This window comes from Erwinia sp. HDF1-3R (genome assembly GCF_039621855.1).
Taxonomy (GTDB): domain Bacteria; phylum Pseudomonadota; class Gammaproteobacteria; order Enterobacterales; family Enterobacteriaceae; genus Erwinia.
The window spans coordinates 1,320,179-1,335,970 of sequence record NZ_CP155071.1; the positions used below are offsets into that span (position 1 = coordinate 1,320,179).

Sequence of the window (15,792 nt, forward strand, 5' to 3'; positions counted from 1 at the left end):
TGCAGGAATTTTATCGGTATCATGCGGTGCAAAGTTAATCATTATCGGCCTGATGTTGCGGTGCGTGCCGCAAACGGGTGAGGAAGTGCCAGTTATGTCGTTACCCCTATATCTGATCGGCGCACGCGGATGCGGAAAAACCACCGTCGGTCAGGCATTAGCCTCTGCGCTGGGCTACACCTTTCGTGATACCGACAGTCATCTCCAGCTTATCACGCAGCGTACCGTCGCGGAGATCGTGGCGGAAGAGGGATGGAGTGGCTTTCGACAGCGTGAAACCCAGGCTCTTAAAGATGTCACCGCACCCTTTACGGTGATCGCCACCGGCGGCGGCATGGTACTGGCGGCGGAAAACCGTCGGTATATGCGCGAACAGGGAAGGGTGCTTTATTTGAATGCTGACGCGGGCGTGCTTGCCGCACGTCTTGAGGCCTATCCAGAAAAGGACCAGCGCCCGACGCTTACGGGGCGTCCTATTGCTGATGAAATGATCGAGGTACTGGCGGCTCGCGATGGCCTTTACCATGATGCGGCCCATGGGATAATCAACGCGATGCAAACGCCAGAGAGCGTCGTGGAAGCGATTATTCACTCACTCTCACTGGCGCGCGCGGTTTGATTCTTCCCGAAAAATGTCAATAATTGTCTATACTTAATTCAGACCTGATGGTGTCCGGCTTCACCGGCGGACAGAATCTTATTGATAAAGGAAGGGGAGTTATATGCCAACAAGACCACCGTATCCTCGTGTCGCAACGATTGTCCCGGTAGAAAAGGGTGTATCAGGCAGCACGGTAACCTGGTATGAACTGCGTGCTGATCATCCTAAGGCGGGTACGCTTATTAGCGAACATGAATCAGAGCAGGAAGCGCAGGATGCCAAGGCGCGCTACGAAGATAAAGAGAAAGAGTGACGCCACCGGCAGGGATGCCGTAATGCACTGCGTTTTTTTATTCCGTCAGCCCGGGCATGTTCAACTTCGGAATATCCCCCGGCATTTAGCTTATCTGGCTGATAATTCGCGCTTATGCCGCTTAATGTGCAAAGTTAACGAAAATAACTGGATCTAAATTGGGGGGCAGGCGATGTTTCTAACATATTCTGCTGGCTACTCTGGGCTGTTTAATCGGATACTCGCTTGACCCGGCAGCGGCATCCCCTTATTTTCGGCTGAGTGACACCCGCGTTATTTACCGGCTACGCGAACGCGTATGACCGAAATTCTACTGGACAGAGCATTGATTGATTATTTGACCGATCCCCTTTCATCACCAGAGACCTTGTCCACGACCGGGCAGGAGACGCTCACTGTATCGACGACGCCCCCCGAAGATGACCGGTTCCAGCAGCCAGCGGTGAAGCAGGCGGCCCCCACTGAGGCGGCTGCGACGACGAAACGACTGGTCGCCCTGACCCTTGGCCCGGCATCGAGCAGCGATTTGCGACCGCTACTGACCGAACTGATGCCCGAGGATCACATCGTTCACGTCGGCCTGCTGGATAATCTCACCGCTGAGGAAATCGAAAGCCTGTATGCTCCTATCGACGGTGAGAGCATCGTTATGGCGCGTCTGGAAGATGGCAGTCACCTGATACTGTCCGCTGCGCGCGTTGAGGCTGAACTGCAAAAGCGCATTGATGGGCTTGAGCAGCAGGGATATGAAACCCTGCTCCTGCTCTGTAGCGGAGAATATAAAAACCTCGTTACCCGCAGCGCCGCCCTGCTTGAGCCTTACAGCCTGCTCCCTCCGCTGGTGGAGGCGATTACTGCCGGACATCAGGTAGGCATTGTCGTCGCGCGGGAAGAGTTTCTTACGGAACAGGCGCGTAAATGGCGTAGCCTGAGTCAGCGGCCTCACTTTGCCGTCGCCAGCCCGTGGGCGCTGAGCGACGAGGAGCTGATCGATGCGGCGCTGTTGCTCCAGGAGAAAGGGGCAGACGTCGTGGTACTGGACTGTCTTGGTTATCATCAGCGGCATCGAGATTTTTTACAGAAACTACTTGGGATCCCTGTAGTACTGTCAAATATGCTTATTGCAAAACTGGCGGTGGAACTCATGGAGTAAGCAAGGAAGCCTGGCTTTTTTGCCCGCCACAATACCTGTGTCTTTCAATATAATGTAAGGATAGTGATATGCTCAACGTCAGTGAGTACTTCGACGGAAAGGTGAAATCAATTGGTTTTGACAGCGCCAGTACGGGCCGTGCCAGCGTCGGTGTAATGGCAGAGGGAGAATATACTTTTGGCACCGGCCAGCCGGAAGAGATGACCGTGGTAAGCGGTTCGCTGAAAGCTTTACTGCCGGGTGAAACGGAATGGAAGCTGTTTGAGCCAGGCCAGGTCTTTAACGTTCCGGGCCACAGCGAATTTCACTTACAGGTGGCTGAACCCTCTTCTTACCTGTGTCGCTATCTGAAAGATTAAGCTTATCAGGGGCGGTGTCACCGCCCCCGTTCCCCTCACGATTTAACGCTGAGCTTCCCCGCCTAACGCCTCGACGGTATTCACGATCAGAGCCGCCAGTTCGCTGGTCATCAGGATAAAATCTGCATCAAATCGCGCCGCGACATCTTCACGATCAATATCATCGTTCTGCTCGCGCAGCGTATCTGAAAACTTCAGGCGCTTCAGCGATCCGTCGTCAGAGAGCAGCAGCTGTACGCGCTCCTGCCAGTCGAGCGCCAGTTTGGTCACCAGCTTGCCGGCCTCAATATGGTTAGCGATTTCATCGCAGACCAGGTCCTGTTTCTTACAGCGGATAACGCCGCCATCTTCCAGCAGGGCTTTGAGTTCGGCTTCATCCATCAGGGCGAATCCGGCTGGCGTTTCACCTGAGCGCACCCATTCGGTCATGGTCAGTTCAATCGGGCTTTCCATCGTCAGCGGGACCACCGGCAGCGAACCCAGACATTTGCGCAGCAGCGCCAGCGTGTCTTCGGCCTTTTTTGCGCTGGCGCAGTCAACCATAATCAGATTGTTGACGGTGTCGATCCACACGAAGGTCTGGCTAAAGCGGCTGAAGGCGCGGGGCAGCAGGCTGTGCAGCACTTCATCCTTTAGCGAGTCCTTCTCGGTTTTTTTCAGCTTACGCTGCTGCTCGGCTTCGAGCTTGCCAATTTTGGCTTCCAGTGCCTGTTTAATCACTGGCGAAGGCAGTATTTTTTCTTCTTTACGGGCACAGATCAGGATTTGGCCTTTATTAACGTGGGTCAGCGCGTCGCCGCGCGGTCCCATTGGCGATACCCAGCCGGTTTTCGCCATATCCTGACTGCCGCAGGGAGTAAAGGTGAAGGCCTCAAGCTGTTTTTCCATCTCGTCAACCGCCAGCGGGATCTCACGATTCAGACGATATACCATTAAATTTTTAAACCACAGCATTATGCTTTCCCTCTCCATGCGCGCATCAGGCGCGCGAATTCAACGACAGCGCGCATGATAGCGAATCGGCGGCAGCGTTTCATTGCCTTTAGGTTAATGCCTCTCTAAGGTTAAGGGGCGGGCGCTAAAAAATGAGGAATAACAGTGCGTATTGGAATTGATTTAGGTGGAACGAAAATCGAAGTGATTGCCCTATCCGAACAGGGAGAAACGCTGTTTCGCCATCGGGTGGACACCCCGAGGAATGACTACACCAAAACGCTGGAGGCCATTACCGGGCTGGTGAACCTGGCCGAGGAAAAAACCGGACAGCGTGGCAGCGTGGGGTTAGGTATTCCAGGCACTCTTTCTCCCTATACTCATCGGGTCAAGAATGCCAACTCTACCTGGCTTAACGGGCAGCCGCTGGACAAGGATCTGCACAGGATGTTGCAGCGCGAGGTGCGTATTGCCAATGATGCTAACTGCCTGGCGGTTTCCGAGGCGGTGGACGGTGCGGCTAAGGGCCAGCAGACCGTCTTCGCCGTGATTATTGGCACGGGCTGCGGGGCGGGTGTGGCGCTCAACGCGCAGGCACATGCGGGCGGCAACGGCAATGCCGGGGAGTGGGGGCATAATCCGCTGCCCTGGATGGATGAAGATGAGCAGCGCTTTCGTGATGAAGTCCCGTGCTACTGCGGCAAATCTGGCTGTATCGAAACCTATATTTCCGGCACCGGTTTTGGCACCGACTATCATCGCCTGAGCGGCATCAAACGCAAGGGCGCTGATATTATCAGCCTGCTGGAGCAGCAGGACCCGGTGGCCGAACTGGCGATAAGCCGCTATGAATTGCGGCTGGCTAAATCGCTGGCGCAGGTGGTGAATATTCTCGACCCGGATGTGATCGTGATGGGGGGCGGGATGAGCAACGTCGATCGTCTCTATCAGACCCTGCCGCCGCTTATCAAAAAGTGGGTGTTTGGCGGCGAATGCGAAACGCCCATTCTCAAAGCCCGACACGGAGACTCCAGCGGCGTACGTGGCGCGGCGTGGCTCTGGCCAGCTGAGTAAATAACTGCGCGTAAAGCCTTTTTACGCGCATTACCAGGACGGTCCAGGCGTTATTCACCAAACAGCATGGCGTCGCGCGGGGCGCGGTCACGCTGTTTTTTGGTCATCAGGAAATAGAGATAACCGACCGCCATAAAGGCGACAAACAGCCCACCTATAACCGGGTTAAACCACAGCATCGCGACCAGACAAACCAGCGCCAGCACCAGTGCAATCCCCGGTACAATCGGATATCCCGGCGCGCGAAAGCTACGCTCCAGCTCGGGAGCGGTACGGCGCAGGCGAAACAGACTCAGCATGCTCATTACATACATGACAATTGCGCCGAACACCGCCATGGTGATCATCGCCGCCGTCAGCGTCATGCCCTGCAAATTGATCCAGCCGTCGCTGAAAATGGCGGCGATGCCAATCAGCCCGCCCGCGATGATGGCCCGATGCGGCGTCTGGAAGCGGGACAGCTTCGCAAGGCCAGCGGGAAGGTAGCCCGCGCGCGCCAGGGCGAAAAACTGACGCGAGTAGCCCAGAATAATGCCGTGGAAGCTGGCAATCAGCCCAAACAGGCCAATCCACACCAGCATATGCATCCAGCCCGAATGCTCGCCCACCACCATTTTCATCGCCTGCGGCAGCGGATCGTTAATGTCTGAAAGCCTGCGCCAGTCACCCGCGCCGCCTGCCATCAGCATCACGCCCACGGCCAGTACCACCAGCGTCAGGATCCCGCCGATATAAGCGCGCGGGATTGTCCGCTTCGGATCTCTGGCCTCTTCGGCGGCCATCGCGGCGCCTTCAATCGCCAGGAAAAACCAGATCGCGAACGGAATGGCGGCAAAAATTCCGGACACGGCGGTCATACCGGGATGATCGCTGCCCGCCCAGCCGTGGGCGACGAAATTCGCCATGCTGAAACCGGGAGCCACCACGCCCATAAAGACCAGCAGCTCCATCACCGCCAGCACGGTCACCACCAGTTCAAACATCGCTGCCAGCTTGACGCCCAGGATATTCAGCAGCATAAACAGAATATAGGCACCCACGGCGGCATATTTGGGATTAAGGTGCGGATACTGCACGTTAAGGTAAGCCCCGATCGCCATGGCAATGGCCGGGGGTGCGAAAACAAACTCTACCAGCGTCGCCATACCTGCAATCAGCCCGCCGGTTTCACCAAAGGCGCGGCGACTGTAGGCAAAGGGGCCGCCAGCATGAGGAATCGCCGTGGAAAGCTCAGTAAAACTGAATATAAAGCAGGTATAGAGGGTGGCGACCAGCAGAGTCGTGACTAGGAAGCCCAGCGTCCCCGCTACGCCCCAGCCATAGCTCCAGCCAAAATACTCGCCGGAGATAACCAGACCTACCGCAATCCCCCACAGATGTATGGTGCCCAGGGTGGGCTTTAACGTGCTTGTCATACCGATATCCCCGTCAGAAGCGTGTCTGTCGATAATGCCGTCGGGAGCGGTGAATAAACTTGACGCTGCCGTGATCAATTTTGTGCTCTGAGGTCAACTCCCTGCCGCCTAAAACGCCGGATGCACGCTAAAGTCAAAAGAGTGTCGTCCGTCGTCAAGCCTGTCCGATTTCAGGTTGCCATGCTGGTCTCACCACGCCGGATAACCCACACCCATCTACAGGGGAGCCACATTATGACAGCCAGGCAATCTGAACATCTTGATAACAGCGCGCTGATGGCGCTGGCCCGACGGGCGATTAGCCTTTATCCCTTTGCCAGAGAGGGGAAGCTGAGCCTGCTGTGCCGCTCTGAAAATGCCACCTTTTTGCTGGAGGTCGCCGGGACGCGCTACGCCCTGCGTCTGCATCGCGGCGACTATCACCAGCGTGGCGATATTGAGAGCGAGCTGAACTGGCTGGATGCCCTGCGCGAAACCGGGATTGTTGTACCCCAGGCCGTGCCGGATGAAACAGGGCAGCGCGTGCAGTCGCTGCCGCTTGCTGACGGAGGCGAACGCCATGCGGTGTTATTTCACTGGATCGACGGCGAGATGCCCGGGACCGATGTCGATCCCCGAGCCTTCCAGCAGCTGGGAGAGATTACGGCCCGACTGCATCAGCACAGCAGGCGCTGGCAAAAGCCAGCCGGCTTCCAGCGCATTATCTGGGATCACCAGACGATGGTCAGCCCACAAAGCCACTGGGGTGACTGGAAAGACGCGCCCGGCCTGCGCGTGACCGATCATCAAACGGTACAGCAGGCCATCACGCAGGCGGGAAACGCGCTGGAGCGTTTCGGTAAGGCGGGATCGCGCTACGGACTGATCCACGCCGATCTGCGCCTGACTAATCTGCTGCTCCATAAGGGTGAAACGCGGGTGATCGATTTTGACGACTGCGGCTTTGGCTGGTATCTCCACGATCTGGCGGCGGCGATCAGCTTTGTTGAGCATCATCCCCGCGCGGCCCAGTGGGTGGATCACTGGATAACCGGCTATGAGCGGGCAGGGCACATCAGCGATGAAGAGATGGCGCTGGTGCCGACGCTGCTGATCCAGCGACGGATCCAGCTGCTGGCCTGGGTAGGATCCCATGCGGAGACCGAAATGGCCCTAAGCCTGGGGCCGCAGTGGGCAGATCACAGCGTGCGCCTGTGCCGACGCTATCTGGAAACCGATGCACTGCCCGTTGGCGCATGAGGGCAGGCCCTGGTTGGGCGTGGGCAGAGGCTGACAGCCGGGGGACGGGGAAAGTGCAGCTAATGCTGCCGTATAGCTGGTTGCTGAGTGAAACGCTGCTGCCTGCGTTGCTGATGCACTGCTGGTGGGCAGAAGCCGCGCCAGGGCAGTGCCGCCCCCGATGGGGAGCGGCGTAAACGACTGTTTTCCCGTAGTCTGCGCATTGGTACGATAATTGCTGCACCCTCAGTATGTTCCCAACGCTGAGGCGATGATGATGGAAAGTGGCCTGATTAAACAGCCCGCCGTGATGAAAGCGCTGAACGCCAGCGAGGTATGCAACCGGGGCGTGCTGGCCGCCGCCGCCAGCGGCCTGAGCGAATTTATCAGCGAGAAGGGGGGCGACGCCGACCGTATCTTTGGCATGAGCGGCATTGACCCTGAACAGCTGGCCAGCCCGACGCTTAGCCTGGGCTTAGTTAACTACTGTCGGGTGATGGAAGAGGCCGCGCGCGCCTCGGGGTTTGACAACTTTGGTCTGCACTATGGCAAACAGTTTAAGCCACAGTCGCTGGGGCTGATAGGCTACGTGGGACTCTGCTCCGCGACCCTGGAGCAGGCGCTGCATAATGTGGTGAATGCCTTTCCCTATCATCAGCATAATACGCTGACCCGTCTGGTGGATAAGGGCGACTGCTGGCGTCTGGACTATCAGGTACGCCACGGCGCGATACTCTGCCGCCGTCAGGATGCCGAGCTGACGCTGGGCATGTTCCTGAATCTGATCCGCCACGTTGCCGGTAAGCACTGGGCACCGCGTGAAGTGCATTTTGAGCATCCCCGTCCTGGGCAGTGGCATGAACACTGCAAAGTGTTTGATGCACCGGTCTGGTTTGATCAACCCTATAACTCGCTGCTGATCGCCAAACAAGATCTCACCCGGTCGATGCCGGACAGCGATCCGATGCTGCTAACGGTGATGCAGGATGCGATTCGCCGTCTGAACCGTGCCACACCGCAGCAGAGCCTTGCCGATCGCGCCCGTACCCAGGTTCATCTGCTGCTGCTGAAGGGAGAACCGGTACTGGAGGACGTCGCCGGGAAGCTGGGCATGTCCAGCTGGTCGCTACAGCGGCGGCTGCGTGAAGAGGGTTTAACCTTTAGCGCGCTGGTGGACAAAGTGCGGTGTGAAATGGCGACGCATTATCTTCAGCAGCGGCAGCTACCGATTTCTGAAATGGCGCTGCTGCTGGGGTACTCCGAAGTCAGCGCCTTCTCCCGTGCCTTTCGCCGCTGGTTTGGCATCAGCCCCCGCCAGTGGCGTCAGGATGAGCTGGCCAGCTAAATAGCGCTCTCAGGCAGTGCAATCCGCGTACGTAGCAACGTGGAGCGGTATTACGCACAGCTTAGCGAGACAGGATCCAGGAGCCGCAGCATTCGCGCAGCCGGCCAGGCGAGCACGCGACAACGTATGATACCTGCGCGGTCAGCCATCCCGGCGGTCGTATTCATCAGCGCGGCGCGATTGTGACAATGTTTTTGCCTGACAGGGCGGGCGGCGGTGGCGGCAGGTTGCCGTTACTGCTGACCAGGCTCCAGGCTTTCAGGCAGAGCGCTTCGTCGCCAGCGGTGCTTAGCACGCTATAACGGTGGTTTTTGCCATACTCTACTTCCAGCGTGCATTGACGGCCTTTATAGCGGGCGGCTTCGGGAAACTCAGACTGGATCCCTTCACGCATAATGTAGCTGTACACGCATGCATCCTGTGGAATGCTGCTGCGGGTTGCACAGATTTTCTTTCCCTGAGCCTGCCAGTCTGCCAGCGACGATCTGTCTTTTGGCGCTGACTGACATCCCGCCAGCAGCAGCAACATACCCGCCATTCCCGCCGCGATAAGTGCGGACCGGTTCCCGTTTGATGCCATTTTTCACCCTGATAGCAAAATTTCGATGTTACCCATCAGTTTACCGCGTTAGCGAGGGGCTGACAGGGGAATCCGCGGCTGTCGGGGAATTTACAGATTATTCGCGGGTCGCACCGGGAGGATGCACGATGAACAGGATGCAGGATCGCCCGGTATGATTGCGATCCTGATGAAAAGAAGGATCGCGCCAGGAGCGATCCTTTACCGGACATGCGCCGTCAGTTACAGGTGCTTATTGAACCAGTCGAGCTGGACCTGGATAACGCTGTCAAAATGCGCGCCGCTGTAGATGTCATAATGGCGGGCGTTTTCTTCACAATAAAACTGCTTATCGGTCGCTTTTACCGCGTTATACAAGCCCTGCCCCTGAGCGGCAGGATTAACGTTATCCTTGCCGGCCACCACGACCAGCGTCGGGCAGGTGACGCGCGCGGCGTTTTCCGCGGGTTTATACTGAAGCGTTTCCCGGACGGTGAGAAAGGGGATCTTGATATCCATCGCCGGATAGCGCGTCTTATTCTGCTCGAAAAATGCCTTTGATTCCTCATCGCTTAGCACGCGCGTGATGTTAACGAACATCTCTTTACCCGTAGCGCGCTTTTTATCTGCCATTTTCGTTAGCGTGGCGATAAACCCTTCCTTCTCCTCCGGCGACATGTGCCCGGTAACGATATCCTCGCCGTCGGCAAAAGCCAGCTGGCTGACAATACAGCGGATATCGGCGTTATCCGCCGCCGCGCCAAATACGTGGCAGCCGCCGAAGGAGGTGCCCCACAGGCCGATACGCTGATTGTTAAAGAAAGGATGTTGTTTCACCCAGTCGGTAACCGTAAGAATATCTTCGATCTGCATGGCGGGCTCAAGACGCCCACGCTCGCCTGCACTGGCCCCAAAGCCCCGGTAGTCAAAGGTTACGGTGCAAAATCCTGCCCGGGTAAAAGCTTCAGCAAAGGGCGGTAACAGGATCTCCTGAATGCCGCAAAAGCCGTGGCAGAGGATAATGACCGGCAGATTACCCAGCGTAGAGAGGGGTTTCCTGAGCGTCAGGGCAATGCCGTTGTCGAGCTGATGACTGATGGTTTCCATGGTTTACTTCTCCTTAAGTGAACGCTTTCTGACCCGCCTCCGCAATATTAATGCGAGGGGGTTTCCAGCTTACTGTAGCCCAGCCCGTTCATTTTACGTACTTTTATCTGAACGGGAATACGTTCTTTCATCGCCTCGACGTGGCTTATCACGCCAATGGTCTTACCGCTGGCATTTAGCGCATCCAGCGCATCCAGCGCCGTGTCGAGGGTTTGCGCATCCAGGGTGCCAAAGCCTTCGTCGAGAAACAGCGACTCAATGCGCGTTTTGTGGCTGACCAGATCGGAGAGCGCCAGCGCCAGCGCCAGGCTCACCAGGAAGCTCTCTCCGCCGGAAAGGGTGCGGGTGTCGCGCAGGGCGTCGGCCTGCCAGGTATCCACCACCTGTAGCTCCAGCGCTTCACCTGCCTTGCGTTGTAGCATGTAGCGTCCGTGCAGACGGTTAAGCTGGTTATTTGCCAGCCATACCAGGTGATCCAACGTCAGCCCCTGGGCGAAGCGGCGGAATTTGTCGCCGCCGCTGGAGCCAATAAGGTCATTGAGGCAGCCCCAGTCTTCAACCTGGCGTTCGCTGACGGCGATTTCATTCAGCATCGCCTGCTGCTGCTGTCGGCGGGCCGCGTCGCTGTTGAGCTGCTGACGCGCTTCACCCTGGCGCTGGGCATTTTCCCGCAGCGCCCGCGCCGTGTCGTCGACCGCGCCCGGCAGGCTGCTGGCATCCTCTGGAAACGCCTCCGGCCGGGTCTCCAGCCACAGCGCCAGGTTTTTCTCTGCCTGTTGCAGCAGGGTGGCGGTCTGTTGTAGCCGTGCCTGATGCTGTTTATGCTGGATCTGCAACCGCTGGATATGCTCTTCGTCCAGCAGGGCGGCAGTAAACTCAGCTTCGTCGCTAAAAGGGCTGGCCGCCAGCGCCGTATTAAAGGCCTGCTCCCGCTGTGCCAGGCGTTCGGCCAGCGTAGATAACTGCTCAGTCAGTGAATTATGCTGTCCGGTCAGGGTATTTAACTGGTTTTGCTGCTGCTGCCACTGTTGTTGCAGAACCTGACAGGCTTCCGCTCGCAGCGTTGACGTAAGTCTGAGCTGCTGTTGCACCTCCGCCGTCTGCTGCTCGCCGAAGGCACGGTGACGCTGCTGTTTGACTTCAGTCAGCTCGGCAGTTTTTGCCTGAAGGCGCTTTTCCAGCCCCTCCAGGCTGGCCTGCCTGTCATCGATGGCTTCGGTCAGCGCCTGCTGCTGGGTAGCCAGCGCGGCCAGCTCAGGGCCAAGGTGAGTTAGCGCCTGCTCCGCCTGTTGCCACTGCTGCCATTCCTCTTCGCGGCGTGTTAACCAGCGTTGATGCTCGCCGTTTTCTGGCGGCGTTAGCCCACATTTACTGAGCGAGGCGGCCAGCGTAGCACGCTGATGGTCAAGCTGTTGCTGCGCCTGCGTCAGGCGCTGCTCGCGCTCATTCAGCGTCTGGGTCGCAGTAAGCTGCTGCTGTTCGGTAAGCTGCCGCTGCTGCTGGAGAGCGTTAAGCTGGTTCTGCTGCTGAATCAGCGCATCCTTATGCTGCTGCAGCGTTCGGGCAGCCTGCTGAAGCTGGGTGAGCTGCGCCTGAAGCGTGATTTCCTGCTGCTCCTCCTCGTCCAGCCACGCCGTTACCGACGGCTGCTGTTCCGGTGCCAGTGACAGCGAAAGCGCGTCAGCGGTAGTCTGCCACTGGCTGTGCAGTCGGATGGCTTCGGCCTCTGCCTCTTCCCGTTCCTGTTTAAGCCGTTCGGCCTGCTGCGTCAGGTTTTTGACTTCCACGCCTTTCGCCGTCCCCTGGTCGTGCAACAGTTGCACGTCAGCGCTGAGCTGCGCGAGGCGCTGCTGTGTTTCTGAGGGCTGCAGGGCCTGATAATCGGCAATGGCGGGATGCTCGCAGGCCCCGCACAGCGGACAGGGCTGCCCGGCAGTCAGCTGCGCGCGGTGCTGTTCCAGGCTAACGATACGTTGTTCAAGCCTGTAGCGCGTATCCAGATCCTGCTGGTGCTGATGCTTCTCTTTCCAGTCGCGGCGTAAGCGCTGTAGCTGCTGTTCTGCCTGCTCCAGCTGCTGCTGCAGAGCCTGCTGCGCGTCATCCGTTCGCTGACGACGCGCGGCGTGCTGCTGCCACTGCTGCACCAGCAGCGCCAGGGTTTGTCGAAGTGGGCGCTGCTGATGGAGCGTAGTCAGTTTGGCCTGGAGTGCCGTTTCGGGAAACTGCTGCTGAAGAGTGGCGCAGTGCTGCTCAGCTTCGCTGACTTTGCGCTGGGCGAGTTCGCTTTGCTGTTGCAGCGGGCGAAGTGTGAGGTCCAGCCGATCGAGCTGCTGCTGTAGGGCGGCAACGCTATGCTGCTGTTCAACCCGACTCTGCTGTAACGCAGTAAGCGCCTGCTCACTTTGGTGCTGCTGCTCAAACTGCATCCGCCAGGGTTGCAGGGATTCCCCCCAGTCGGCCAGTCGTACATGATCCGTCCGCCACTGCTGATACTGTGCCTGCCGGGCGAGTTTATCCTGCTGCGCCTGATGATTGGTTTGCAGGGCTGCGCGACGCTGCGTCAGCGCGTGTTGGTACTCACTGACTTCTTTTGTCAGTTCTTCCTTTTGCTGACCCAGCGTCGCTAAGCGGTTATCCAGCGGCACGACCGTATCTGTAATCAGCGTTTCCTGCTGCTGACGCTGCACTTCGTGCTGTCGCTGAGCTTCTTCGGCTTTTTGCAGCGCCTGAGTGCTGCTTTCCAGCCTTTCGCGAGCCTGCTGCTGCCGGGTGGACAGCACCTGCAACTGCTGTTGCAGGCTGTCAGTATCCTGACTGAGCTGGTTACGCTGCTGCCAGAGGGGCCGTAGCTTTTCCGCTGGCTCCGCGAGTGTGAGTTTACCCATCTCGGCCTGGGCCGCCAGCCAGCGATCTTCAGAGAGCTGGTGCTCAGCACGGGCGGCGGTAACGGCATCCGTTAGCGCCATCTGCTGGCGGTGCCAGTTAAGCAGATGCTGCTGCTGGTGCGAAAGTGAAGTAAGCGCCTGCTCCTCTGCTTCAAGCTGCTGGAGCTGCCCGGTTAGCTGCGTAACCTCATCTTCCGTCAGCAGGGACAGGCCGCTGGCTCTGGCGTGAAGAGTATCAAGCGCGGCGCGGGCGCGCTTATGTTGCTCAAAGACGCTGACCGAAACCCGGCCATAGATCTCCGTGCCCGTCAGTTCTTCCAGCAGCTCTGCGCGTTTGTTGGCAGGGGCGTTGAGGAATGCGGCAAACTCCCCCTGCGAGAGCATCATTGAGCGGGTAAAACGTTCGAAGTCCAGCCCGGTGAGGGCGGTGAGCATCTCAAGCTTATCCTTCACCTTATCGGCAACGATGGTGTTATCGTCGCAGCGGGCCAGCTCGACCCGGGGCACCTGAAGGTTTCCCTCTGCTGAGCCGCGCGCGCGGGTCTGGCTCCAGAACGCACGCCACGCCACACCTTTGACTTCAAACTCCACTTCGGCAAGACACTCCGCCGTATCGCGGGTCATCAGGTCGTTTTGCGCGTTAGATAACTTACCCAGCCGGGGCGTTTCGTGATACAGCGCCAGGCAGATGGCATCCAGCAGGGTGGTTTTGCCGGCACCTGTCGGGCCGGTGATGGCAAATAAACCGTTGCTGGCGAACGGCTCGGCGGTGAAATCGATTTTCCACTCGCCCTTTAGCGAGTTCAGATTCTTAAAGCGCAGCGTCAGGATTTTCATAGCGATTCCCGGTGACTTATTTTGGCCAGCGTTGGCGTTTTCATGACGGTTCCTGGTGACGGAGTTCAGCCAGCCTCAGAGTTTGCATGAAGGCTCCTCATTTTCCATTTCTGCCAGCGTCTGGCTAAACAGCAGGCTGGCGCGGGCCAGCTGCCCGGGGTCTCTCCCTTCCTCTGACGCCAGTCGGCGGGCGAAAACCTCCTGCACGCTGAGTTCGCTGAGCGTTTCGTTATCCTGGCGGGCGAGGGTCTGCTCGCGCTGCTCGCGGCTGCGGCGAAGCAGCACGACCTCAACCGGCAGCTGCTCGGTCAGCGCCTGGATACGGCGCTGCAGGTCATTCAGCCAGTCCTGGGTAACAATCTCAATATCCAGCCACACCTTTTTGCCATCCTCGCGAGGTTCAATTGCCGCCAGCTGGTGCTCAATCTCTTCCAGCGTGCCTTTGATCATCTGCATAGGTTGATACAGGGGAATGGTCAGCGGTTCGACGCGGCTCAGTTTCCCGTCAGCGAAATCGACGATAAAGACGCTTTTTTCCTTACCCAGCTCATCAAAGCTCAGTGGGATAGGTGAGCCGCTATAGCGAATGTGTTCGGTGTTGGCGATGCGTTGCGCGCGGTGGATATGGCCCAGCGCGATATAGTCAGCGGGGGGGAACGCCTGCGCCGGAAACGCATCCAGCGATCCGATATAGATGTCGCGTACCGCGTCGCTTTTAGTCACGCCGACGGTCGTGAGGTGTCCGGTGGCAATAATCGGCAGCGACAGGCCGAGGGCTTCGCGCTGTGCCTGCGCCTCTTGCCAGCACTGCTGATAGTGCTGAGTGATGGCCTCCAGCAGGGAGTGCTGTTTTTCATGGCCCGACTGCCCGGCCTGGCTGAGGGTGATATCACGCGGGCGTAAAAAAGGGATGGCGCAGAGCAGGGCGCCTGGCTGGCCGTCACGGGTTTTCAATAGCAGAACCTGCTCGCCTGGGGTGTCGCTGGCTGCTGCGATAACGGTGGTGTTCAGGCAGGCGAGCAGTTCGCGGGACTCATTCAGGGTGGCAACGGAGTCGTGGTTTCCGCCCACCACCACCAGTTGGCAACCCGCCTGTTGCAGCTTCACGACGAAGCGGTTGTAGAGCTCACGCGCATAGCTCGGCGGCGATCCGGTGTCGAAGATGTCGCCAGCGACAATAATAGCATCAGCCTGCTGTTCAACGGCCTGTACCAGCAGCCAGTCGAGGAAAGCCTGATGTTCGGGCGCACGGCTTTTCGTATAGAAAAACTGTCCCAGATGCCAGTCGGAGGTATGAATAATGCGCATGAAAATCCTTTGGTCAGCAAACCCGATGCGCCGATTATAAACGTCGCGCGGCAAAACCCCAGCCTGAAAGGGATAACCCGGTTGATAAAGCGGTAATTTATCGCGCCGGGGGCGCAATGCATTGTGTTACGTGCCCAGTGCAGCAAAGGCTCAGTGCTGTCGCCTGCGGGTGGTGCCGGGCTGCAAAGACTCAGTGCTGTCGCCTACGGGTGGTGCCCGGTGCTGCACAGGCCTGGGGTGTCGCCTACGGGTGGTGCCCGGTGCTGCACAGGCCTGGGGTGTCGCCTACGGGTGGTGCCCGGTGCTGCACAGGCCTGGGGTGTCGCCTACGGGTGGTGCCCGATGCTGCACAGCCTTGGGGTGTTGCCTACGGGTGGTGCCCGGTGACAGGCGGTCCTCGCGCCGCGCGTTGCGCGGTGCCTTCGCTCCGCTCGTCGACCTTTCGGACCGGGCATGACGTGACATCCCTGTCCCGACATGCCCTTGTGCCAGCCTCCCTGCTGGCCCATCCGGGTCTTCCTCCCTGCGCTCAGCGCTGCGGATTGCCTGTCACCGGGCCCCACCCGTCGGCTTATTGCATTGTGCTGGCTGCGGTTAAGGGCGGTGTCGGAGATTCCCGGAAACTCTTCGTCAGATATGAATGCGTACAGGAAATATGCAATGACCAAAATAGTTGGGATATGAA

The 15,792-nt window shown here is 58.4% G+C and carries 13 protein-coding genes; 7 read left to right on the plus strand and 6 right to left on the minus strand.

What is annotated here, in order from left to right; all coding sequences use genetic code 11:
* The first annotated feature begins 94 nt into the window (after positions 1–94).
* The 4 genes from aroL (at position 95) to ppnP (ending at position 2,426) form a co-directional block, all read left to right on the plus strand.
* Positions 95–619: a shikimate kinase AroL gene (gene aroL / locus AAGR22_RS05965; RefSeq protein ID WP_345830904.1), complete on the plus strand. Its 525-nt coding sequence runs from the start codon at positions 95–97 to the stop codon at positions 617–619.
* Positions 620–722: 103 nt separating this feature from the next.
* Positions 723–914, plus strand: a complete 192-nt coding sequence (locus AAGR22_RS05970) for a YaiA family protein (RefSeq protein WP_067705156.1) — start codon at positions 723–725, stop codon at positions 912–914.
* Between the two features lie 298 nt (positions 915–1,212).
* A complete protein-coding gene (locus tag AAGR22_RS05975) occupies positions 1,213–2,067 on the plus strand; it encodes an AroM family protein (protein ID WP_345830905.1) in 855 nt (284 codons plus the stop codon).
* A gap of 68 nt (positions 2,068–2,135) precedes the next feature.
* The gene (gene ppnP / locus AAGR22_RS05980) at positions 2,136–2,426 is read left to right on the plus strand and encodes a pyrimidine/purine nucleoside phosphorylase (RefSeq protein ID WP_067705159.1); all 291 of its coding nucleotides are present in this window, start codon (positions 2,136–2,138) and stop codon (positions 2,424–2,426) included.
* Positions 2,427–2,468: 42 nt separating this feature from the next.
* Here ppnP and rdgC read toward each other — a convergent pair whose 3' ends face one another.
* On the minus strand, positions 2,469–3,380 hold the full coding sequence (gene rdgC, locus AAGR22_RS05985) for a recombination-associated protein RdgC (protein WP_067705162.1): 912 nt from the start codon (positions 3,378–3,380) through the stop codon (positions 2,469–2,471).
* A gap of 144 nt (positions 3,381–3,524) precedes the next feature.
* Here rdgC and mak point away from each other — a divergent pair, with 144 nt between their 5' ends.
* Positions 3,525–4,433 carry a fructokinase gene (gene mak / locus AAGR22_RS05990; RefSeq protein WP_067705164.1) on the plus strand — a complete coding sequence of 303 codons (909 nt, stop codon included), beginning with the start codon at positions 3,525–3,527 and terminating at the stop codon, positions 4,431–4,433.
* A gap of 50 nt (positions 4,434–4,483) precedes the next feature.
* On the opposite strand, the gene eat is transcribed toward mak, so the two are convergent.
* Positions 4,484–5,848 (minus strand): ethanolamine permease, encoded by a 1,365-nt coding sequence (eat, locus tag AAGR22_RS05995; RefSeq protein ID WP_067705166.1) that lies wholly within the window; start codon positions 5,846–5,848, stop codon positions 4,484–4,486.
* Between the two features lie 234 nt (positions 5,849–6,082).
* Here eat and AAGR22_RS06000 point away from each other — a divergent pair, with 234 nt between their 5' ends.
* The gene (locus tag AAGR22_RS06000) at positions 6,083–7,087 is read left to right on the plus strand and encodes a phosphotransferase (protein ID WP_345830907.1); all 1,005 of its coding nucleotides are present in this window, start codon (positions 6,083–6,085) and stop codon (positions 7,085–7,087) included.
* Between the two features lie 289 nt (positions 7,088–7,376).
* A complete protein-coding gene (locus tag AAGR22_RS06005; protein ID WP_231877608.1) occupies positions 7,377–8,411 on the plus strand; it encodes an AraC family transcriptional regulator in 1,035 nt (344 codons plus the stop codon).
* A 166-nt stretch (positions 8,412–8,577) separates the two neighbouring features.
* Here the strand turns inward: AAGR22_RS06005 and AAGR22_RS06010 are convergent, their stop codons facing one another.
* From AAGR22_RS06010 to sbcD, 4 genes are all read right to left on the minus strand, one after another.
* Entirely contained in the window at positions 8,578–8,991 is a 414-nt protein-coding gene (locus tag AAGR22_RS06010) for a cell envelope integrity TolA C-terminal domain-containing protein (protein ID WP_082804136.1), read from the minus strand.
* Between the two features lie 222 nt (positions 8,992–9,213).
* Positions 9,214–10,077: an alpha/beta fold hydrolase gene (locus AAGR22_RS06015; protein ID WP_345830908.1), complete on the minus strand. Its 864-nt coding sequence runs from the start codon at positions 10,075–10,077 to the stop codon at positions 9,214–9,216.
* A gap of 47 nt (positions 10,078–10,124) precedes the next feature.
* Positions 10,125–13,799, minus strand: a complete 3,675-nt coding sequence (locus AAGR22_RS06020; protein ID WP_345830910.1) for an AAA family ATPase — start codon at positions 13,797–13,799, stop codon at positions 10,125–10,127.
* Positions 13,800–13,874: 75 nt separating this feature from the next.
* On the minus strand, positions 13,875–15,107 hold the full coding sequence (gene sbcD / locus AAGR22_RS06025) for an exonuclease subunit SbcD (RefSeq protein ID WP_345830911.1): 1,233 nt from the start codon (positions 15,105–15,107) through the stop codon (positions 13,875–13,877).
* Positions 15,108–15,792 lie beyond the last annotated feature (685 nt).

What these genes read in the sequence shown, in the direction of transcription:
- aroL (WP_345830904.1), top strand. Translation starts at nt 95, where the DNA reads ATGTCGTTACCCCTATATCTGATCGGCGCACGCGGATGCGGAAAAACC.
- AAGR22_RS05970 (WP_067705156.1), top strand. Translation starts at nt 723, where the DNA reads ATGCCAACAAGACCACCGTATCCTCGTGTCGCAACGATTGTCCCGGTA.
- AAGR22_RS05975 (WP_345830905.1), top strand. Translation starts at nt 1,213, where the DNA reads ATGACCGAAATTCTACTGGACAGAGCATTGATTGATTATTTGACCGAT.
- ppnP (WP_067705159.1), top strand. Translation starts at nt 2,136, where the DNA reads ATGCTCAACGTCAGTGAGTACTTCGACGGAAAGGTGAAATCAATTGGT.
- rdgC (WP_067705162.1), bottom strand. Translation starts at nt 3,380, where the DNA reads ATGCTGTGGTTTAAAAATTTAATGGTATATCGTCTGAATCGTGAGATC.
- eat (WP_067705166.1), bottom strand. Translation starts at nt 5,848, where the DNA reads ATGACAAGCACGTTAAAGCCCACCCTGGGCACCATACATCTGTGGGGG.
- AAGR22_RS06000 (WP_345830907.1), top strand. Translation starts at nt 6,083, where the DNA reads ATGACAGCCAGGCAATCTGAACATCTTGATAACAGCGCGCTGATGGCG.
- AAGR22_RS06005 (WP_231877608.1), top strand. Translation starts at nt 7,377, where the DNA reads ATGAAAGCGCTGAACGCCAGCGAGGTATGCAACCGGGGCGTGCTGGCC.
- AAGR22_RS06010 (WP_082804136.1), bottom strand. Translation starts at nt 8,991, where the DNA reads ATGGCATCAAACGGGAACCGGTCCGCACTTATCGCGGCGGGAATGGCG.
- AAGR22_RS06015 (WP_345830908.1), bottom strand. Translation starts at nt 10,077, where the DNA reads ATGGAAACCATCAGTCATCAGCTCGACAACGGCATTGCCCTGACGCTC.
- AAGR22_RS06020 (WP_345830910.1), bottom strand. Translation starts at nt 13,799, where the DNA reads ATGAAAATCCTGACGCTGCGCTTTAAGAATCTGAACTCGCTAAAGGGC.
- sbcD (WP_345830911.1), bottom strand. Translation starts at nt 15,107, where the DNA reads ATGCGCATTATTCATACCTCCGACTGGCATCTGGGACAGTTTTTCTAT.